This window comes from Vibrio sp. 1288, assembly GCF_033344475.1.
Genome location: NZ_JAWPOX010000003.1, coordinates 133,252 through 154,732 on the forward strand (window position 1 = coordinate 133,252; position 21,481 = coordinate 154,732).

The following is a 21,481-nucleotide window of genomic DNA, read 5'->3' on the forward strand; positions in this document are numbered from 1 at the left end:
CCAATCTGGACCGGCTCTCAGTCCAGTTACTCCAGATTGGCATTACAAGTCAGGTTAGTGAGTTTCGTTCCCCAACTCGAGTAGAGTTGCGTTACCACCCACCGCGGTAATATTTATCGTTCGAGTGCGCTCAGTAATGAAGCGCAACGAGAGATGAGGATCATGAGCCAATTTCGGTGACTCTAAATCCGTTTCAGAAACTAAGCCGACGATTGCACCGTCACGCTTAGCTAGTTGAAGATTGAGCGCATGCTCAACCTGTGAACGCCCAACATAACCCACACTACGTACATCGCTCTCAAGCAACGGGGCAGACGCATCGTACGCAACAACCTGGACTAAGTTAGATGGGAAGTTTGCCAACGCTACAGCTTGCTTAACCAGTTGGTTTAGCTCTGCATTGTCACTGCAAACGACCACACTGTTGCCTGCAATTAAGGCACAGGTGATCATCGCAAAAGCACTGTATAACGCATTATCAGCAGGCTCGATGTTGTTTTCACAAATCACCAAAGCCACACCGCGTCCTGCGGCATACAGTTCGTTAGTTTCCCCTGTAGGGCCAACTAACTGGTGAGTTTCTGCAAGAAGAGTTGATGCTTGTTGCAAGTGGTAAGAAACCACTTTGGCAACGGTAGACTGCTGCCCTTCTAGTGCAGATTTAAATGCCAGAACATGCTCGCATTTGTAATCAAAATCAGTCAGATTCCACTGCTCCCACGCAGAGAATGCATCTTTAAAATAGGTGATCTGATGAACCATAATGCGACTCCTTATGCGTTTTCTGCTTGAGCAAGAAGATGTTGAGTAAAGCGGAATAGGTAGTGTGGACCACCAGCTTTCGGGCCAGTACCCGACAAGCCTTGACCACCAAACGGCTGTACACCAACCACAGCGCCAACTTGGTCTCGGTTGATGTAGCAGTTACCTACTCGAGAATGTTTCTCAATCCAACGGTACGTGGTTTCGTTACGGCTATGGATACCCATCGTCAAGCCAAAACCCGTTCTGTTGATCTGCGCAACCACGTTCGGTAATTCAGACGCTTTAAAGCGAACAATGTGCAAGATTGGACCAAATTGTTCTTCTTTCAGCACATCGATGCCCGAGATTTCAAACGCACTTGGTGAGACAAAGTCACCATGCTGGCAGGATTCATCCAGTTGTAGCTGAGCGACTTTAGTCTGTGTTTTGCTCATTTGCTCAAGGTGAGCGAGGAGTTTTTGTTTTGCATTGCTGTCGATAACCGGACCAACATCTGTTTTGTGTAGGTAAGGTAAACCAACATGCAGTTCATTCATCGCACCTTGAATCAGGTTGATCATACGGTCTGCTACATCTTCTTGTACAAATAGAACACGAAGGGCAGAACAACGCTGACCAGCAGATGCAAACGCCGAACGAATCACATCACGCACCACCTGCTCTGGCAATGCAGTACTGTCCACAATCATTGCGTTTTGGCCACCTGTTTCCGCAATAAACGGAACCGGTTTCGCGCTGCGCTCCGCGAGCGTGACGTTAATGCGTTGCGCCGTTGCCGTTGAACCAGTGAATGCCACACCAGCAATGGCATCATGAGAAGTCAGTGCATGACCGATCTCAGCGCCGCGACCAGTAAGTAACTGAATCACACCAGCAGGGAAGCCAGCATCAAGCATTAGTTCAATAGCGCGAGCGGCAATTAAGCTTGTTTGCTCAGCAGGTTTTGCAACCACAGTGTTACCCGCAATCAGTGCTGCCGTCACCTGACCAAGGAAGATAGCCAACGGGAAGTTCCAAGGGCTGATACACACAAACACACCAAGACCTTCACGGCTAGAAATGCGTTTCACACCATCAAAGCCTTCTAGCTCAAATGGCTGTAGGTTTTGCGCTTGTTTCGCGTAATAACGACAGAAATCCACCGCTTCACGAACTTCATCAATGCTATCGTGAATCGTTTTACCCGCTTCTTTGTGACAAATCGCCACCAGCTCAGCCAGGTTTTCTTCCATTAAGTCAGCAAGCTTTTCTAAACAAGCCGCTTTTTGCTCAACAGGAACGGTTTTCCAATCAGAGAAAGCAGTTTGCGCCGCATCAATTGCAGCGGAAACGTGATCAAGAGTTGCAAATGCCACTTTGCCGACTTCAATTCGGCGATCGTATGGTGCGGTGATGATCTCAGCCGCATTTTCCTTGATCATGCTTTCGGCAAAGCGTTCACCATTGATCATCGGGCCTGCAACCCACTGGTTGTCCATGAAGCTTTCGACCTGAGCTTCAAATGGCTTCGCTTCACTGTCGATGTCGATGTTGACGCCATATGAGTTCTTACGCTCAGGGAAAATGTCGGCAGGTAATGGGATCTTGTCGTTGTGTAGCGTGTCAAAACCCGTCAACACATCCACAGGGTGATGGGTCAACTCGTAAATTGGACAACGCGCATCAACTAGACGGTGTACAAACGAGCTGTTCGCACCATTTTCAAGCAGACGACGAACCAAGTACGGAAGAAGATCAGCATGACTACCGACAGGTGCATAAATACGTACTGGCTGACCGTACATTTTCATAACATGGTTATACAGAGAATCACCCATACCATGCAGGCGCTGGAACTCGTATTCTTTGTGCTCCGCCATGACAGCAATTGCCGTCACCGTGTGAGCATTGTGGCTTGCAAATTGTGGGTAGATATTACCGCGAACACCTTCGCTAAGTAGGAAACGAGCACAAGCTAGGTATGCAACGTCCGTCGCTTCTTTGCGAGTGTATACTGGGTAATTTGCATAACCCGCTTGTTGAGACCACTTGATTTCGCTGTCCCAGTACGCGCCTTTAACCAAACGCAGAGGAATAACGTCACCTTGTTCTTTTGCGAGTGCATTTAGCCACACCAAGACTGGTAGCGCACGTTTTGAGTAGGCTTGAATAACCAAACCAAACTTGCCCCAACCCTTCACAAGATCGCTACGGTATACTTTCTCAAATAGCTTCAGGGAAAGCTCAAGGCGATCCGCTTCTTCTGCATCGATTGTGATTGCAACGTCGACTTCAATAGCACGTTTTAGTAGTTGCATTAGTGAGTCATACAACTCTGTCATTACACGTTCTTCATTTGCGACTTCGTAGCGCGGGTGTAATGCAGAAAGCTTGATGGAAATCGAAGGCGCTGGACTGGTGTCATTGCCGTAAGTTTCTCGACCTACCGCTTCGATCGCCATTAGGTAATCTTTGAAGTACTTGTTCGCGTCCGCTGTAGTTAACGCCGCCTCACCTAACATATCAAATGAGTAGGTGAAACCTTTGTCGCGCATCGGACGACCGTTCTTTTGCGCTTCTTCAATCGTACGACCACGAACAAACTGGTGACCCATGATCTTCATTGCCTGATACATGGCTTTACGAATCACGGGCTCAGAGAATTTATTTACCAGACGGTTTACAGCCTGACCTGGGCTCTGGGTGCCTTGCTCACCAAGACCAACCACTTTACCTGTTAGCATGAGGCCCCATGTTGATGCGTTAACAAACACAGAGTCAGAGTTCTTCAGGTGAGATTTCCAGTCTGCGACACTCAACTTATCTTTAATCAAAGAATCTGCTGTCGCGGCATCTGGGATGCGCATTAATGCTTCTGCAAGACACATCAGCAAGATACCTTCTTGAGTATCTAAGCTGTATTCCAGCAATAAAGCATCAATCATCTGGATTGACTTCTTATCGGCACGAATGGCTTCGATAAGGTGGGTCGTTTGGGTAGTGATCGCCGATTTTTCATCCTCTGTCGGCGTCGCTAGTGGCAATAGTTGCTCTAGCCATTGAGACTCGTCCACCATATATAATGGCGAGATCAGTGACCACAACTTATCAAGCGGCTGCCCGATAAATTCCGGTGTCAACACGTTCGTAGCTGTAAACATGTGTGTTCCTCAATCTCACTCCTCGAAAACCGCTTCGAGGATTATCAATGGCTGGCAGTGTATTTTGAGGCCGATAAGAATACTTGTCAAAAACTACGACATTTTTGCCAAAAACTCGCTTTTATAACAAAACATCCACATAGTCACATTCAAATAGGTAATATTTTGTGTTGTAAATTTTAATTTTTTCATTGCATTCACAACAAAATATTAAGAATATCAATAAGATTTTTGTGAAGAGCTCGTTCTAAGAGAAAATGTAGGATCAAGTGGCATATCAGCCACTGCAAAGAACAGAGAATTTAAAAAAACGAGAGATAGGTCACGTGAATAAAACATAAAAAAACCATGCATAGTGCATGGTTTTATTCTGATTGATGATTATTTGACCTAAAAAACGCGTTGTTATCCAACTTGTTTTTTATAACGGGAAGGTGATATTCCCTGTAAGCGAGTAAAAGTATGAGTAAAAGTACTCTGGCTTGAGAAGCCAGTAAACTCGGCAATTTGCCCTAAAGAAAGGTGCCCTTGCTCGATTAATTCACGAGCCATGTCGATACGCTTTCCAAGAACATATTGATGAGGTGTAATCCCCATCTGCTCTTTAAACAAGCAATGGAACTGACTTTCCCCAAGAAACACTCGCCCGGCCAATTGAGCCACACTAATCTTATGACTCAGGTGCTGCTCAATGTAACGATCAATCGCCTCCAAATCAAAGCGCGACTCTTTTCGACTGGTCTCAAATGCCGAGATATGGCGCTGCATTAATGCAATCACAGTGTCGTTACACGCACGACTTAACAGCAGGTCATCCGGATGGTTTCGCATTTCCTGAACCAACATCTGTATCAACTTCTGAATTTGACTATCTAACTGGAAGTAGACATGATCTCTCTCCAGGTTATTGATTTTTTGAAGCATTTCAGGATCATCATTTGTCGGTTTGGGCATATTCAGCACCAAAATATCCGATTGATTGATGACGCCACCGAAAGCATGATCAGAGCATGCGGTGACCACACAACCTTGACCAGGGCCGACAAGATTACCTCGCCCGCGCACTTCAAATTCGGCTTGCCCTTTTAAACCAATCACGATCTGCGTATAAGAATGATCGTGGCAATCCATATAAGACGGAAGTGTGATCAGCTCCGCCGGCTTTGGCAGAATAATCTCTTGATATGAAAGGATTTTTTGGTTATCTGAGTCACTCATTTCAAACAGTCGTCTTTACACGGTCAGCTTACGTCTTCGCATCATATACCTTCTTTGTTGGGTTGCAACTTTTACCCAACTCAATCGACAAGATCAAATCAGCATGATCAAGTTCATTTACATGATCATAGTTCCGGAACGATGATCATGCGAGGTTAATTTACGGTCAGTGAGCAACCAATTTTATTAACAAAAACGGATAGATAGGCAACACCTTACGTATACATAATCAATCAATGTAAAGATCCTTGTTACCGAACAATCTGTTATTTTGTAAAACACCGTGCTCCATATTAGATAAGTCGTCCCTGAAACGGATCGAAACCCACTCTTAAGCTCAACATAGAGGGATTTCCCCCCTTACTAATATGCCTCTGATTCAATACATTAGTTATCGAGCTTTAAGATGCATACGATCTAAAGCTCTCGGTATCTCATTGATACCTCTAACTTACTTAGCAGACCCTCGCTAGGTAATTTAGAACCTCTTCTACACGTCGACAAGATTATATCTTGTGTTGCCAGCCCGTCTTCAGGCTGGCTTTTTTTTCGCTTCTCAACAATGAAAACAATGGCATAAGCTGATATCATAGCTTTTGTCTCACTGTCCCTCTCATATGCTTAGGTGCTGCTCTTTCGCTCACAAGTGATATGAACGTCAACCACATTACAACTGAGTTGTAGGAAGCATGATCAAGGACGATACGAGTTGTAAGCCGAACATTGGCGGACATCCGTGAGCGCACATATCTGTAATGAAACAGACCATTTTCCCAATTAAACTCTTCGTTCCATTTCGTCGTTGTCTATGACTACCTGACGAAAACATCGAACACCACGAATTTAATTGGATTGAGCGCCAATCAACGAACGTGTTCTAGCAACGTAACTGCCTACTTGGCAACATCAATACGAGCCATGTAACACGGACGTCTCTGTATTGGTAAAAGCAGTATGTAGTGAGTCCTTTTGTGAATATTTCAGTCGATACCATAGAACAATCCCTCCTTAAACAGCTACCAGGTTGTTGGGGATGCAAAGATAAAGATTCGGTATTCCTATACGTAAACCAGGAATACGCAGAACTGTTAGGGCACACGTCGCCCGAGGAGTGCTTGGGTAAAACTGATTTTGATATGGCCAGCCCAACCACTGAATGCGCGCAAGAATTTCAACGCCAAGATAAACACGTTCTCGAAACTGGCGAGTCACTAAAAATTCTGGATATCCACCCTTATCCAGATGGCCGCTGGCGAGCACATATATTTACTAAAACACCGTGGCGAGATGACAAAGGCGACATCGTAGGCACCATTTTCTACGGAAGGGAACTCACCGACACCGCCGTGATTGAAGTCGGGTATTGGGTTTGTCGTGCAATCAGTACCAACCCAAATCAACAATCCATCTTTCGTTTCTCTGACTTACAACCAAAACCAGAGAAGCTCACATGCCGCGAGCAAGAAACGCTTTTCCTCTTGCTCTATGGCAAAAAGCCTCAATTTATCTCTCAGGTCATGGGCATATCAACAAAAACCGTTGAAGGTCACGTCGCACGCTTACGTAATAAGTTTGCAGCGAACAGCAAGAACGAGCTAATAGATAAAGCAATGGAAGCAGGCTACGGCTCTGTTGTACCCAAAACGCTGCTTAAGCATCAATTATCGGTTGTGTTGAATGGAGAGCGATAATTCGCATCGCTTCTACCTACAAAAACACCGCCCCAATTCGGCGGTGTTTGTTTATTCATGAGGGACCATAAGCCTATGGCGCTAGACGATCAATGTCCCAACTTCCATCATGCTGGGAGAAAAGAAAACGATCGTGAAGGCGATGTTCGCCACCTTGCCAAAATTCGATGCTATTTGGTTTTACTCGAAAGCCACCCCAAAAGGTTGGTACTGGTATTTCCCCCTTAGCAAACTTCTGTTTTAGCTCTAAAAACTTACCTTCCAACACACCTCTGGCAGAAATACGGCTACTTTGTTTGCTCGCGATTGCGGCCAACTGGCTCTCTTTAGGACGAGAAGTAAAGTATTTCATATTCTCTACGGCGGTAAGCTTTTCAGCCACACCAGTAATATGAACTTGGCGCTCTAACGGGTGCCAAGGGAAGTGCAAACTAATATTGCTGTTATGCTCTAGCTGCTGGGCCTTGCGACTGCCTAGGTTGGTGTAAAACACAAAACCATCTTTGTCGACGTTTTTCAATAGAACAATGCGTTGAAACGGCATGCCATTTTCATCAACCGTTGCAACTGTCATCGCAGTCGGGTCCGTTAAACCCGCTTCAACTGCTTGCTCTAGCCACAGATTAAATTGATCAATAGGATCAGCTTTCAAATCTTTACGACGCAGCCCACCTTTGGTGTACTCACGACGAATATCAGCAAGTTCCATCTTTACTCCTTCACTCGTTTTTGTCGATTGTGCTCCCGATACTGAGGAAATACAAGGACATCATTGTGCTTGTTATCGTTGCCGCTCACAGCATCACAGTGCGTCATTTGATACCATGACACAAAAAACCAGTGAGCCGATCGTGAACTTACTCAACCCCAAAGCCCTACGTCATTTTTTACTGCTACTGTGTGCCGTTGGCATTTCAGGGCTTGCGCTTACTCATCATTACGCAACTCAATACCAACATGATCAATGGCAACAAAAGCTAGAGAGACAAGCCGCGCAAGTATCACAAGAAGTGGACTACGAACTGGCAAAGTTTGAACAGATACCAAACCTATTAAGTCACGACCCAAGACTACTCAAAGCAGTCGAGCGCGGAACGCCCTCTCAAGAGCTCAACCTACTGTTATCAGATTGGTTGAAGCAAAGTTTGGCCGATACGATTTACGTTCATGACCGTACCGGGTTAGTCATAGCCTCAAGTAACTTTCAGCAAGAAGATACGTTTGTTGGCTCTAGCTTTAGCTATCGCCCCTATTTTAAAAATGCGCGACGCGGTGAGCCCGCTCAATACGTTGGATTAGGCGTACGCTCGAATAAACGTGGGTACTTCTTCTCATCTCCGCTGTGGGTAAATGAGGAAGTCGTTGGCGTGATCACAGTAAAAGTGAATTTGGAGCAATTAGAACAGCGCCTTTCGCAAACCACGACTGACGTACTCATTACAGATAAACACAATGTCGTGTTTATGAGCAATTTACCAGACTGGCGCTATCGTGCACTTTTCCCACTGTCATCGAGTGCAATAAATGAACTTACCGAAACGCGTCAATATGGCGATACCTTACCCGAATATTTTGGTGAGTTAACGGCACACAGTGGTGTCACGGAGTTTGATGACAATCAATTGCTTCTATCACCGAATTACCTCGCATACGCAACACACTTATTGGATAAAGGGTTTCGCGTCGTTGCCTTAATTAACCACAACAGCGTTCTTGCCGCCGTTTTACAGGCCGATATCGTCTTCCTGATCTTATATGCGCTCATTGCGCTGATTGCGTTAGCGTGGTTCCAAACCCTAGTTAACAAAGCACGCCTTGCCCATCTCAATGTGAGCCTAGAAGAAAAAGTAGTGCAACGGACACTAGTTCTGAGTGAAGCCAACCAAAAGCTACAACAGACCATCCGCCAATATGAACAAAGCCAACAAGAGCTTAAACAAACACAACAAGAGCTGACGCAAGCCGCGAAATTGGCACTGTTGGGCGAGCTGTCTGCCAGTATTAATCATGAGATAAATCAGCCACTTTCCGCACTAAGAACCTATACCGAAAACTCGCAGCGTTTGTTGGCAATGGAAAAATACCCAATGGTCGCCGACAATTTGGGCAAAATGCTGACACTTAATGACACCATTTCGGAAGTCATTGCCCGCTTAAAAGTCTTTACTCGGAAAGCCACGCACGATTCACACAATGAAATCTCAGTACTGCACGACGCGGTACATACTGCCACCAGCATTTTGAGCAACAAGCTTATTAAGCAAGGAGTAACACTAAAAGTTCCGGCCATCGACTATGATGTGAAGCTGGCCATTCACAGCGTTGAATTAGAACAAGTGCTGATAAACCTCTTCCACAACGCGGCACAAGCGATGGAAAACCACTGTATCGATCCGCAAATATCCATTGCTGTTCAGTGTCATGATGACAGTTGCGACATTCTTGTTTCCGATAACGGGCCTGGCATGTCGGACGAAGCCCTAGCAAAAATCTTTGATCCATTTTTTACGACTAAGCCAGAGGGCTTAGGATTAGGTTTGACCATCTCCAAACGCATTTTAGAGAGCTATCACGGCTCCCTCTGTGCCTATAAACATCAGAGCACAGAACAACAAGCAGGAGGGATGACCTTTATCGTGACGCTACCAATTGTCAATCAGAATAAACGTACCCCAGAAGTGGAAAACGACCATGAATAACCCAGTTTTCTTTGTTGATGACGAACCACACATTCGTGATGCCGTGTCTCAAGCCCTGCTGATTGAAGGGATAGACGTCACCTGCTTACCAAACGCAGTAGAAGCCTTACGCGTAATCGACTCAAATATGCCTGCGATTATCATTACCGATATCCATATGCCCGTGATGGATGGCTTGGAGTTTATGCGAACTTTGCGAAGCAAAAACGATCACTTTCAATTCATCGTACTTACTGGACATGGAGATGTGAAAACCGCGGTAGATGCGATGAAAAGCGGCGCGTACGACTTTCTAGAAAAACCGTTTTCAACGGAACAGCTCATGAAATCGCTCAACAATGCCAGCGATAAACTGAACTTGTTGCAAGAAAACATCTGGCTTAAGAAAGAGCTCGACATGCAAACTCATGTTGGTCCGAAAATGATTGGTCACAGTAAGGCCATGGTGAGCATTCGTCGCGCCTTGATCAGTGCGCCCACAAGCCAGCCGCTCATTTTTGTAGGTCAAGATGGTACGGGTCGGCGACTCGCTGCACAATTTGCCCACGACATACATGCAACACCGGATAGTGAGCTAATCGCCGCTTCTGGTGAAGACCTCTATGAGCTTTCATTAGAAGCGCTCGACAAAGCCATACACCGCTTAAGTGAAGGAAAACGCCACTGCAGTTTGTACTTACATAGCGCAGAGCATGTATCATTTGAGCAATGGGAATACTTATTCAAGCACCCAAAACTTGAGCGTGTTTTTGGCGCGACCACCCAAGCCGAGCCACCTCTAAAATCCCTGGCGACTCTAATTCACTTACCAACGCTCGATGAGAGAAAGGAAGATATAGGGCCTTTATACAAGCACTTTGTGCGCCACACCGCGAGTCGATATCAGTTACAGCCGCCACATATCAGCCTAGAAGAGGTCAAACACCTCACCAGTCTCGAATGGCCAGAAAACGTTAAGCAGCTACGCCAATTTGCTGAACTTCGTGCCCTCAAGCCAGATACTTTTAGAATGGAAGATTGGAACAGTGAGAAAAGTCTTGAAATTCAGAGTATGACTCAGCGCACAGAATACTTTGAATATTGCTTGTTATTCGATGCATTGCAAAGACATCGCGGCAGACTCAAAGAGGTTCAACTAGAATTACAGGTATCACGCAAAACCTTGTACGACAAACTAAAAAAACATCAGTTGGATAAAGCCAAGTTCAAGGCGTAATAGCTATACTCCGGCGCTAATTATGCTTTTGTTTGATTTAGAAAGTGTAAGAAAGCTCATTTGAAGAGAGAATAACCCTCTTCTCATATTTTATTAGCCGAGCATGCTGACACGATCGGTTAATAATAATAAGATCAAAAAGATAATCCGTAATTATATAAGCAGGGACTGTGATGAGCCGAGATAACTACAACAAACTCAACGATGAAGAGTTGGATTTTGTTGATGACAAAACTGCAGCATTGCTCCTCAATACCCCCAACAGCGCGCGTTTTATGCTTTGGGTTATGGTGCTATTTTTCATTGCAGCAATAGGTTGGGCATCTTGGGCTGAAATCGACAAAGTCACGGTTGGTCAAGGCAAAGTGATTCCCTCCTCACAGATACAAGTAGTCCAAAACTTAGAAGGTGGCTTAGTCAAAGAAATCTTGGTCAAAGAAGGTCAGTTGGTTGAAAAAGGCCAACAGTTACTGCTTATCGACGACACCCGCTTTCGCTCGGATTTTCGTGAACGTGAGCAACAAGTTGCCAACCTTACCGCATCTGTGCTGCAACTATCCGCTTCTATTAACAGTGTTGCCGTTAATCGTGATTTTGAAACGGAAAACTGGCGTCAAAGTGTACTACTTGATTACGGTAAACTGACCTTCCCACCAACCTTGGAAGAGACTCGACCTCAACTCACACAGCGTCAAAAAGCAGAATATCGCGAAGATCTAGATAATTTACGCAACCAACTTTCTGTTATTGACCAACAAGTGCAGCAAAAGCAGCAGGACTTGGTAGAGATCCAAGCACGAGTAAGGAACTTGCGTCAAAGCTACCAATACGCGAAAAAAGAACTCGATATCACCAAACCTTTGGCAGACGAGGGCGTCGTTCCTCGTATTGAACTGCTCAAATTACAGCGCCAAGTCAACGATACCCGTCGTGAAATGACGTCCAGTGAGCTCAAGATTCCCGTATTGCAATCAGCGATTCGAGAATCCATGCTCAACCGTATTGATGTTGCACTCAAATTCCGCTCTGAACAGCAAGAGAAACTCAACAGCGCCCAAGACCAGTTATCTGCCTTGGTTGAATCAGCGGTGGGCTTGGAAGATAGAGTAAACCGAACGGTTGTGAATTCGCCAGTAACAGGCAAAATCAAAACACTGAACATCAATACTGTCGGTGGTGTTATCCAACCTGGTATGGATATCGTCGAGATCGTACCAACAGAAGACACACTATTGGTAGAGGCGAAAATTGCGCCAAAAGACATCGCATTTTTACGCCCAGATCTTCATGCTATCGTGAAATTTACAGCTTACGACTTCACAAAGTACGGCGGTTTAGAGGGAGAGTTGGAACATATCAGCGCGGATACCACTCAAGATGAAGAAGGCAACAGCTTCTACATTGTTCGTGTACGCACCGAAAAAACAAACTTTGGTCAAGATGCAGATTTACCAATCATTCCAGGAATGACAGCATCGGTCGATATCATCACAGGGAAGCGAACCGTTTTGGAATATCTACTTAAACCGATTTTAAGTGCCAAAACGAACGCCTTGAAGGAGTAAACCACATTAAGATACTCGCGATAGGGAGTATTGAGCGATAAGTGATTAAATAAAAAGCACTTATTTCTCACTGACGAACTCTCTAGAAGAGTATACTTGTGATACGAGTCGAATATGCGATCCAATTTGCAGCGTAAAGTTACATTATTAATCAGCTTAAGTTGTTTGTCGTTCCAACTTGGTGCGCTGAACAGTAAAGAACAACGATGGGTCAATACGGTCACAGCGGTGTACGGCGAACGTGCGGGATTGCGCGTAAATACATGGCGAAAGAACCTCGACTTATTTAAACAATTAGAGACTCATGAACAGCTCGCTGGCGTTAACGACTTTTTTAATCAGCTGTATTTCGTTGACGACATAAAACTGTGGGGAAAGACAGATTATTGGGCTACGCCACTCGAATTTTTAGGGAGTAACGCAGGAGACTGTGAAGATTTCACTATTGCTAAGTACTTCTCTTTACTCGAGCTAGGAATACCAGATTCAAAGATGCGGTTAATATACGTAAAAGCCATCGAACTGAATCAGTTTCACATGGTATTAGCTTACTACCCTACCCCAAGTTCTGAGCCGCTCATTCTCGATAATATCAATCCTGACATTGTCCGAGCCTCTAAGCGTAGCGACTTGCTACCGATATACAGTTTTAATGGTACAAACCTGTGGTTGATGAAGTCATCTGCTAGCACTGGAGAGCTGGCAGGGAAAGCATCACGGTTGAGCCTTTGGAATGACTTACGCTCGCGCGAACGTAAGTTGCAGTTAAATAAACCTAAAATTAACTATGACGAGTGAGAAACATGACCCTATATAAGAAGCTTGTGGTGGGGATGGTTACGGTCTTTATACTCTTGTTGGCATCAGTATTCGTAATCCAATTCAACACGACTCGAGACAGCTTGGAGCAACAGCAACGTTCAGAGGTCAACAACACTATTAACACCGTAGGTTTGGCATTGGCTCCTTACCTAAAGGACAAAGATAAAGTCGCGGTTGAGTCCGTGATTAATGCTCTATTTGACGGCAGCACCTACTCAGTTGTTCGTCTTACAGCATTAGATTCTGACTACCAGATCGTGCGTACTTACCCAGTTAAACCAAGTACGGTGCCACAATGGTTTATCGACATGAATCTATTTAAAGCGATTCACGATAAGCGTGTTGTGACCAGTGGTTGGATGCAGCTCGCCGAAGTAGAAATCATTAGCCACCCAGGCGCAGCTTACGAGCAGCTCTGGCAAGGTTTTATTGGCTTGCTGTCTGTATTCAGTGTCATTTTTCTAGCTGGTTTAGTGGCAATTTCATACATCCTACGTCGCTCGCTAAAACCATTAACGGCCATCGTAAATAAAATGCATGAAATCGCGAATAACCAATTTGGTGAACCGCTTGCTCGTCCAAGAACCAAAGATCTTATCGCGGTGGTAGATGGCATTAACATGATGTCTGCTCAAATCGAGCTATCATTCAAAGAGCAAGCCAAAGAGGCGCAACGTCTGCGTGCTCAGGCTTACCTCGATCCTATATCTAAATTGGGTAACCGCTCATTCTACATCAACCAAATCGACCAATGGCTTGCAGAGCAAACGCAAGGGGGTATCGCGCTACTCCATGCTGAATACATTGGGGACATTTACGAGACCAAAGATTACCAACGCGCAGATGCCCACGTTAAAGAACTGTCTCAACGTTTGAAAAACACCATTGATGTACCGGGTGCCACTATTGCTCGCTTGTCTAGTGATGAGTTCGGCTTGCTTTTCCCTCATATGGATGAGAGCGAGTTACGCATTTTATCGGACAGCATCGTCAATTGTGTTAACGGCCTAAATACTGACCCAACAGGCTTAGCAAAACCTAAAGCGTCACTAGGGGTTGCACACAGCAAAGATCAGAAAACGCGCTCTGAAATCCTCTCGATGGTGGACAACGCACTATCGAAAGCCAAAGCGCAACCAGACAAGCCATACGGCTTCATTGGCAGTGATACACCTTCTAGTTTGATGGGTAAACAGCAATGGAAAGCGTTGGTTGAAGAAGCCATTCATAGTGATTGGGTTAAATTCCGTTTCCAAGCTGCGAAAAACACATGGGGTAAAGTATTCCACAACGAAGTATTTTCAAGCATCGAAAAAGATGGTGAAACGTATCGTGCGAATCAATACCTATTCGCACTAGAACAGTTAGACGCCACCAACATCTTTGACCAGTATGTCATTGAATCAATGATTAAGATGCTAGAAAGTGGTGAACTTAATGACCCAGTCGCGATTAACATCGCGCAAAGCAGCTTATCTCAACCATCGTTTATTCGCTGGACAACTAGCATGCTGGAAAAACACGCCAAAGTGGCCTCTAAGCTACATTTTGAAATTCCAGAGGAATGCTTTATCGATCAGCCTCACCACACAGCACTGTTATGTAATGCCATTCGCCAATCAGGTGCTGAGTTCGGCGTAGATAACTACGGACGTAACTTCCAATCTTTGGAATACATCCAAGAGTTCCGCCCGAACTATGTGAAGCTCGATTACCTATTCACACACAACTTGCACGACGAAAAACAGAAATTCACGCTAACGTCGATATCTCGTACTGCCCACAACCTTGGTATTACGACTATCGCATCGCGTATCGAAACTCAAATCCAGTTGGACTTCCTCACTGAACATTTTGTTGAGGTATTCCAAGGATTCATCGTCGACAAGGAATAAAAAGGTTTATCAACGATGAAAGACCCTTTACTGAATTCGCTCATCTACGTTAGCCGTTACTATGGGTTAGCTAACTCGCCAGAAGCGCTAGTCAACGGACTACCGCTATCTGACGGTAAACTGACCCCATTTTTGCTACCAAGAGCAGCGGAAAGGGCCGGATTGGTTGCCAAGGAAAACCGCGCAGAGCTGGAGAGCATCTCCAGCCTAATTCTGCCGGCAATCTTAGTTCTTAAAGGCGGAGACTCTTGCGTTCTCAACAGCATCAATATGGAGAAACGCGAGGCCGAAGTCACCACCCTAGAAAGTGGAATGGTGCCGATCTCTATTCCATTAGAAGACCTACTTGAGCAATACACTGGTCGGTACTTTTTAGTTAAAAAGCAATTCCGTTTCGATGAGCGTTCTCCCGAAGTGCTCAAAACCAACGAAGGCCACTGGTTCTGGTCAACCTTGTGGCAGTCAAAACGCATCTACCGTGATGTTTTAATCGCATCACTTCTCATCAACCTCTTTGCGGTTGCCGCTCCGCTATTCACTCGCTTGGTGTACGACAAAGTGGTTCCGAATCTTGCGTTTGAAACCCTATGGGTACTAGCAAGCGGCATCTTTGTCGTGTTCCTGTTCGACTTCATTCTCAAGTCGCTGAGAAATTACTTCATTGATGTGGCGGGCAAGAAGTCTGACATTCTGATTTCATCCAAACTGTTCAGCAAAGTGATGGGGATTAGAATGGAATCGAAGCCGCCTTCGGTCGGTGCCTTCGCTCGCCATTTACAAGAATTCGAATCTATTCGAGAGTTTTTTACTTCAGCGACCGTCAGTGCTCTCATTGATTTGCCTTTTGCCATTTTGTTCTTAGTGATTATATGGCTAATGGCTGGCGATCTTGTGTATGTACCGATGGTGGGCGTGGTCATTTTGATTATTCACTCGCTACTGATACAAGGGCCGCTGCGCCGCTCCATTGAGGAGGGTTCACGCCTAGCATCGCAAAAATATGCCAATTTGATAGAGAGCTTGGCTGGGTTAGAAACCGTAAAAATGCTCAGTGCGCAAAGCCAATTCCAATACCGCTGGGAAGAGGCAGTTGCGCACATGGCGAACTGGAATATAAAAAGCCGCCGAATTACGGATAGCATTCAAAACGCAGCAGGTTTTGTGCAGCAAAGTAGTAACGTAGGGATGATCATCCTAGGCGTTTACTTGATTGCAGAGGGCGACTTAACCATGGGTGGTTTGATTGCCGCAACCATGCTTAGCGGCCGCGCGATTGGTCCTTTGGTTCAGTTATCCTTACTCTCTACGCGCTACAACCAAGCGAAGTCTTCTATGACAATTATCAATCAAGTCATGGAAATGCCGGATGAACAAGAAGAAGGTAAACGTTACATTCACCGTCCAATAGTACAAGGCAAAATTGAACTTGAACGCGTGACCTTCCACTACCCAGATTCACCGGTGGCGTCGATTCGAGATTTGAGCTTGACCATTAACCCAGGCGAAAAAGTAGCGATCATAGGCCGTATCGGTTCGGGTAAAACCACGTTAGAGCGTCTCATCATGGGCTTGTATCAGCCGACGGAAGGTCATGTTCGCATTGATGATACCGACATCGCACAACTGCATCATGTCGACATTCGCCGTAATATTGGTTGTGTGCCGCAAGATTCGAATCTGTTCTTTGGTTCTATCCGCGACAACATTACGCTAGGTCGCCCATTAACCGATGACCGTGACGTACTAGACGCAGCGAATCGTGCCGGTGTTACTGCGTTTACGCAATCTGACCCAGCGGGCTTAGAACGCCAAGTTGGTGAAGGCGGTGCAATGCTTTCGGGTGGTCAACGTCAAGCAGTCACGATCGCTCGTGCATTTTTGGGTCGTCCTCCTGTTCTACTCATGGATGAACCAACCAGTGCGATGGATAATCGCTCAGAGATGCACATTAAACATCAATTAGCACAGTTGAAACCTAGTGAAACGCTGATTCTGATTACGCATAAAACGTCTATGCTCGACATCGTTGATCGCGTAATTGTGATGGAGAAAGGCAGCATCATCGCAGATGGCCCTAAAGCGCAAGTGCTGAACGATTTGAAACAAGGCAAAGTGCGTGCGGTTAGCTAGCCTGAATTCACATTGATAAAAAACAAGGGCCCCGTTTAACTTGTGTTTAACGGGGCTTATTTTATTGGGAGCCCGAGATAATTAAGTTCTTCAAGCGCGACCCAAACGAGTACAAGGCCAACAATCACGAATAAAATCATAATCGCCTTTTCATCTTCTTCCATTTTTCAACGCCCTAAAAGCTATTTCAATTAATACACCTTAGGTTATCAGGACAAAAGTCATATTCAGCTCGTTTATAAGGAACTAGCGTCATAGAATGTCGGATATGGGATACAGCTCAAAGATTGCTCTTTTCAAAATCACGTCAGCTTTGGTTGAATATAAGTAATAAAGCCAAAGAGTTTGTAATACTCACTAAGTCTTTGATTAACTTATATAGCACTCTGTGGAACCTCAACACAGAGACAAATGGTGTAAAGAAAAATTGTGATTACTTACAGCAAAAAATCAGCTATAAAAGCCGCTTTCTAGATATCGTCGAGATGAAGAAATGAATGATTGGATCCAATTAGAGCAAGTGAGCCAGTATTTCACTACGGGCTCCCTCGGTTACAAACTATTGATGGGCATTTTTGTCCTGATCGCGTATCGCATCCTGAAGAGGATTGTAAATAGAGCCATCCTAAATTTGGCAACAGCGAAAGGTGTAAAAAAGGCTCGTTTGAGTTTTATTCAGCGCTGTTTCAATGTCGCGCTGCTATTTTTGACCGCCTCTATTTTTGCCATTATCACAGGTATTGGCTATGGCGATGTGTCTTTGTTCCTATCGTCCATTTTTGCCGTATTAGGTGTGGCGTTTATTGCGCAGTGGTCAATTCTGAGCAACATCACTGCCAGCTTTTTGATCTTTTTTGTCTTCCCGTACCGAGTGGGTGACCGAATTAAAGTCGTAGACAAAGATGAAGACATCTGCGGTGAGATTCAAGAAATCAGTATGTTTCACGTGTTAATTAAGCACGACAACGGAAACTTGATCACTTACCCAAACAACCAGATTTTGCAAAAAGCGGTACTAAAGCTGGCGAAAAACAAGCCAGAGCCAAGTAAAGCCAAATCTCGAATTTATACTCGCAGAAAGAAATAACCCACTAAAAAGCCGATGTATCTACATCGGCTTTTTAATATCACTTGGTAGTCACAAATAACCCAAAGTTAATGGAGAACAACAGTGAAGAGACAAAACGCATAAACTGAAAGGTCACCGCTGTATTCTTTCATGATAAACACATGACACACCGCCGAAACCAAAAGCGCCACTTTAACCAAAGTAAGCTTCTTCTTTACGAACCTTAAATAAATACAAAAAATAGAGATGGTGCAAGCAAAGAAAAAATCGTCACTAGTTCCATCTTCCTTAAAATACAAGGACATGGTTTTAGTTAGGCTTATATTTTTAGCTTCATTATGAGCCACCCACTAATATTTAGCGAGATAAGGGCATAAAAGAGGTAAAAAACAAGACTGAACGAAACAAAAAGTAGTGCATGCACTTTTTCTTCTAAGCTCTCTGGATGAACATTCATATCCACATCAAACACCCCCGCTATAAAGTGTGCAAATACCGTGGAAGAGGCTGTAGAAAGGCCTCCTACCATAATGATAATAATCCCTCGCCTTAAGAAACGATGAAATGTACTTTTCCCGCCTTGGATCAGGTCTGAGTTTACATATTTTAATCTATTTTTCCGCCTATTAATCATCACTAGCATCAGTACCTTTATCATTGTTTCCAAGAGAGTTTTCTACATCTTTAAGATCTTCCTTTAACGCTTTTATAAACGACATTCATCGTCATTGCATTCACTGTAGTTATGCCGTCGACTTACCCTATAAGAAAGCTCTTTAGATACCAATTCGTACTTTATCTATCTCAAATCTCTTCTTGACCTCAACTTAGCTTGAGGTTTTAGCCTTAGTCGCACGATTAAAAATCAACAATGAAAAAAGGAACCATTGTGTCCAAAATTGCGATTATTTATTTCTCTAAAACCGACGTTACTGGTCAGCTTGCTCGCGCGATTGCCACAGGCGTTGAACAACAAGGCATTAAGCAGCAAGATGAATGTGAAATCCTCTCTCACCGAATTGAAGGCAGTGAGATTATTGAGGGACGTTTTGTGAACCCTAAACTAATGGATGAACTTGCTGAGTGTGATGCGATTATCTTTGGCTCACCGACCTATATGGGCGGTGTAGCAGCGCAGTTTAAAGCATTTGCCGATGCAAGCAGTGAATCTTGGTATTACCAAAAATGGGCGGGCAAAATCGCGGCTGGCTTTACCAGTGGTGGAGCAATGAATGGCGACCAATCTTGCACATTACAATATCTACAAACGCTCGCTAACCAACACGGCATGATGTGGATCGGGTTGGATAAGATCAGCAATTCTGGGGAGCAAAACCTGAATCGTTATGGTGTACAAGGTGGTATTGTTGCACAAGGTGGTGAAGGTGGTCAGTTGCATGCCTCTGATGTTGCAACGGCGGAGTATCTTGGCAAACGAATCGCAATGCTAGTGGACAAGCTCTCCGCTCGCTAACAATAAAAAGAAGCCCCGTAAGACACATCTTCGGGGCTTCGTATTTATCGCTTGTTTTGAGCGCTACTTCTTGATGTAGAGATCTTTCGAGTAAATGCGCCCTTCTACGTTGTTTTTTGCAAAGCCACCCACGGTTGGACGAACCAAACGCGCTTGCATGTAATAATAGATTGGCGCAATGGGCATATCTGCCGCCAGCAACCGTTCAGCTTGGTCGTAAAATCCTTGGCGCGCTTTCTCATCGGTTGCAGCCAATGCACTGTTCATCGCATTGTCGTACGCTGCATTGCTGTAACGTGCAAAGTTACCCGAAGAACCTGAGCGAAGTAAGCTCAGGAAAGTAGACGCTTCATTGTAATCACCGCACCAGGAAGCACGCATCACATCGAAATTGCCTTGTTTACGCGCCACTAAGTACGACTTCCACTCTTGGTTTTCTAACTCCACGTTTGCACCGAGATTTTTTTGTAGCATCGACGCTATCGCAACCGCGATCGATTTGTTTGCCTCACTGGTGTTGTACAGCAATTTAAAATCGAGCGGCTTGTCTTTGCTGTAACCCGCTTCTTTTAACAACTGACGCGCTTTCTCGTCACGTTGTTGCTGACTCCACTTACTATACTCAGGGGGCGTCGCATCAAAACCGGCAGTGTACTGATGCGCAAAGGTATACGCAGGAAGGTTGCCCACTTGCGTGACACCATTCGTAATCACATCACGCATGATGGAGTACGACACCGCTTGACGCACTCGCGCATCATCAAATGGCGGACGAGTGGTATTGAACGCGTAGTAATACGTGCACAGTAATGGCACCACCGTGTAAGCCTGCTTGTAATCTTGTTTAAGCTTCTGCGCCATATGAGTCGGCACATCGGACGTGATATCCAACTCTCCTGCCGCATAACGATTGATCGACGCGTTTTGGTTTTCAAACGGAATGTAAGTCACTCTGTTTAGATGCGTATCTGCGCTGTCCCAGTAACTTGGACTCTTAACCAGTTCAATGCGCTCATTCACGACCCACTTATCCAATGTGAATGCACCGTTGCTAACAAATTGGTCTGGATCGCTCCACGGCTTGTCGCGGTTTTCCACTGTCGCTTGATGCACTGGCATCATGGACGTGTGCCCAGTCATAGCAACAAAGTACGGCACTTGACTGTCCAACTCAAAACGTAGGGTGTATTTATCCACTGCCTTGATACCGAGATCGTCCAAAGGCTTTTTGCCCTCTGCTACATCGGCGATGTTTTTGATCTTGGTGAGTTTGAGATACCAAACATTTGGAGAAGCGGTCTTCGGGTCCACCGCTCGGCGCAGTGAATAGACAAAATCATCCGCTGTCACAGGCTCGCCATTCGACCATTTCGCGTCTTTGCGCAAGTGAAAAGTAAAGGTTTGGTTGTCGTTGGTTTCCCATGATTCTGCCACACCGGGAATAATGTTTCCGTCACGATCTTGAATCACAAGCCCTTCAAATAAGTCACGAATCACATGCATTTCTGGCAGACCTTCGGCTTTCGCTGGGTCAAGCGTCGCCGCCTCTGCGTCATTCGCACGTACTAAATGCTGTTCTGCGGCAAGTTGAATGTCTTTAGGTAAGGTCTCCGCAGCAACTGATGTAGCAAGAAAAGGGGTGAATAAAGAGGAAATCAGCAACGCCGTTGAATGTTTTTTAAAATCCATATCGTTTTTCGTTCTCCTAACGCGTCTTGTGAAGCAAGTGCCACAATTAACATTTCAACCGTTGACGAGTTTAAACGGTTCAGTTTAGCTAGGTGTAATTAGCTTAGA

General features: G+C 45.0%; 15 protein-coding genes. 9 read left to right on the plus strand and 6 right to left on the minus strand.

What is annotated here, in order from left to right:
- Window positions 1-54 precede the first annotated feature (54 nt).
- From R8O11_RS03525 to R8O11_RS03535, 3 genes are all read right to left on the minus strand, one after another.
- Window positions 55-762 (minus strand): 1-pyrroline-5-carboxylate dehydrogenase, encoded by a 708-nt coding sequence (locus R8O11_RS03525; RefSeq protein ID WP_006740880.1) that lies wholly within the window; start codon window positions 760-762, stop codon window positions 55-57.
- An 11-nt stretch (window positions 763-773) separates the two neighbouring features.
- Window positions 774-3,905: a bifunctional proline dehydrogenase/L-glutamate gamma-semialdehyde dehydrogenase PutA gene (gene putA, locus R8O11_RS03530; protein WP_318193919.1), complete on the minus strand. Its 3,132-nt coding sequence runs from the start codon at window positions 3,903-3,905 to the stop codon at window positions 774-776.
- 405 nt (window positions 3,906-4,310) lie between these two features.
- Window positions 4,311-5,123: an AraC family transcriptional regulator gene (locus R8O11_RS03535; protein WP_017820064.1), complete on the minus strand. Its 813-nt coding sequence runs from the start codon at window positions 5,121-5,123 to the stop codon at window positions 4,311-4,313.
- A 971-nt stretch (window positions 5,124-6,094) separates the two neighbouring features.
- Between R8O11_RS03535 and R8O11_RS03540 the strand changes: the two genes are divergently transcribed.
- Window positions 6,095-6,814 carry a PAS domain-containing protein gene (locus R8O11_RS03540; RefSeq protein ID WP_017820063.1) on the plus strand — a complete coding sequence of 240 codons (720 nt, stop codon included), beginning with the start codon at window positions 6,095-6,097 and terminating at the stop codon, window positions 6,812-6,814.
- A gap of 73 nt (window positions 6,815-6,887) precedes the next feature.
- On the opposite strand, the gene pdxH is transcribed toward R8O11_RS03540, so the two are convergent.
- The gene (gene pdxH / locus R8O11_RS03545) at window positions 6,888-7,523 is read right to left on the minus strand and encodes a pyridoxamine 5'-phosphate oxidase (protein WP_149191681.1); all 636 of its coding nucleotides are present in this window, start codon (window positions 7,521-7,523) and stop codon (window positions 6,888-6,890) included.
- Window positions 7,524-7,638: 115 nt separating this feature from the next.
- On the opposite strand from pdxH, the gene R8O11_RS03550 reads away from it, so the two are divergent.
- From R8O11_RS03550 to R8O11_RS03580, 7 genes are all read left to right on the plus strand, one after another.
- On the plus strand, window positions 7,639-9,513 hold the full coding sequence (locus R8O11_RS03550; protein ID WP_053308002.1) for a sensor histidine kinase: 1,875 nt from the start codon (window positions 7,639-7,641) through the stop codon (window positions 9,511-9,513).
- Window positions 9,506-10,729: a sigma-54-dependent transcriptional regulator gene (locus R8O11_RS03555; RefSeq protein WP_053308003.1), complete on the plus strand. Its 1,224-nt coding sequence runs from the start codon at window positions 9,506-9,508 to the stop codon at window positions 10,727-10,729. Before R8O11_RS03550 ends, R8O11_RS03555 begins: the two co-directional genes overlap by 8 nt.
- Before the next feature lie 173 nt (window positions 10,730-10,902).
- Window positions 10,903-12,294: an HlyD family type I secretion periplasmic adaptor subunit gene (locus R8O11_RS03560; RefSeq protein ID WP_005374562.1), complete on the plus strand. Its 1,392-nt coding sequence runs from the start codon at window positions 10,903-10,905 to the stop codon at window positions 12,292-12,294.
- A 114-nt stretch (window positions 12,295-12,408) separates the two neighbouring features.
- Entirely contained in the window at window positions 12,409-13,092 is a 684-nt protein-coding gene (locus tag R8O11_RS03565; RefSeq protein ID WP_005374561.1) for a transglutaminase-like cysteine peptidase, read from the plus strand.
- A 5-nt stretch (window positions 13,093-13,097) separates the two neighbouring features.
- On the plus strand, window positions 13,098-15,011 hold the full coding sequence (locus R8O11_RS03570; protein WP_005383568.1) for an EAL domain-containing protein: 1,914 nt from the start codon (window positions 13,098-13,100) through the stop codon (window positions 15,009-15,011).
- Window positions 15,012-15,026: 15 nt separating this feature from the next.
- Entirely contained in the window at window positions 15,027-17,141 is a 2,115-nt protein-coding gene (locus R8O11_RS03575) for a type I secretion system permease/ATPase (RefSeq protein ID WP_005374556.1), read from the plus strand.
- Between the two features lie 493 nt (window positions 17,142-17,634).
- On the plus strand, window positions 17,635-18,228 hold the full coding sequence (locus R8O11_RS03580) for a mechanosensitive ion channel family protein (RefSeq protein ID WP_033906604.1): 594 nt from the start codon (window positions 17,635-17,637) through the stop codon (window positions 18,226-18,228).
- 301 nt (window positions 18,229-18,529) lie between these two features.
- On the opposite strand, the gene R8O11_RS03585 is transcribed toward R8O11_RS03580, so the two are convergent.
- Complete coding sequence (locus R8O11_RS03585) at window positions 18,530-18,868, minus strand: hypothetical protein (protein ID WP_033907254.1); 339 nt, start codon at window positions 18,866-18,868, stop codon at window positions 18,530-18,532.
- A gap of 231 nt (window positions 18,869-19,099) precedes the next feature.
- Here R8O11_RS03585 and R8O11_RS03590 point away from each other — a divergent pair, with 231 nt between their 5' ends.
- Window positions 19,100-19,684, plus strand: coding sequence for a flavodoxin family protein (locus tag R8O11_RS03590; protein WP_033907253.1), 585 nt, complete (start codon window positions 19,100-19,102; stop codon window positions 19,682-19,684).
- A 63-nt stretch (window positions 19,685-19,747) separates the two neighbouring features.
- On the opposite strand, the gene R8O11_RS03595 is transcribed toward R8O11_RS03590, so the two are convergent.
- On the minus strand, window positions 19,748-21,373 hold the full coding sequence (locus R8O11_RS03595; protein WP_005383575.1) for an ABC transporter substrate-binding protein: 1,626 nt from the start codon (window positions 21,371-21,373) through the stop codon (window positions 19,748-19,750).
- Between the last annotated feature and the right edge of the window lie 108 nt (window positions 21,374-21,481).

Bases quoted from the DNA above. Each gene is read 5' to 3' on its own strand.
- R8O11_RS03525 (WP_006740880.1), bottom strand. From the start codon at position 762: ATGGTTCATCAGATCACCTATTTTAAAGATGCATTCTCTGCGTGGGAG.
- putA (WP_318193919.1), bottom strand. From the start codon at position 3,905: ATGTTTACAGCTACGAACGTGTTGACACCGGAATTTATCGGGCAGCCG.
- R8O11_RS03535 (WP_017820064.1), bottom strand. From the start codon at position 5,123: ATGAGTGACTCAGATAACCAAAAAATCCTTTCATATCAAGAGATTATT.
- pdxH (WP_149191681.1), bottom strand. From the start codon at position 7,523: ATGGAACTTGCTGATATTCGTCGTGAGTACACCAAAGGTGGGCTGCGT.
- R8O11_RS03550 (WP_053308002.1), top strand. From the start codon at position 7,639: ATGACACAAAAAACCAGTGAGCCGATCGTGAACTTACTCAACCCCAAA.
- R8O11_RS03555 (WP_053308003.1), top strand. From the start codon at position 9,506: ATGAATAACCCAGTTTTCTTTGTTGATGACGAACCACACATTCGTGAT.
- R8O11_RS03560 (WP_005374562.1), top strand. From the start codon at position 10,903: ATGAGCCGAGATAACTACAACAAACTCAACGATGAAGAGTTGGATTTT.
- R8O11_RS03565 (WP_005374561.1), top strand. From the start codon at position 12,409: ATGCGATCCAATTTGCAGCGTAAAGTTACATTATTAATCAGCTTAAGT.
- R8O11_RS03570 (WP_005383568.1), top strand. From the start codon at position 13,098: ATGACCCTATATAAGAAGCTTGTGGTGGGGATGGTTACGGTCTTTATA.
- R8O11_RS03575 (WP_005374556.1), top strand. From the start codon at position 15,027: ATGAAAGACCCTTTACTGAATTCGCTCATCTACGTTAGCCGTTACTAT.
- R8O11_RS03580 (WP_033906604.1), top strand. From the start codon at position 17,635: ATGAATGATTGGATCCAATTAGAGCAAGTGAGCCAGTATTTCACTACG.
- R8O11_RS03585 (WP_033907254.1), bottom strand. From the start codon at position 18,868: ATGATAAAGGTACTGATGCTAGTGATGATTAATAGGCGGAAAAATAGA.
- R8O11_RS03595 (WP_005383575.1), bottom strand. From the start codon at position 21,373: ATGGATTTTAAAAAACATTCAACGGCGTTGCTGATTTCCTCTTTATTC.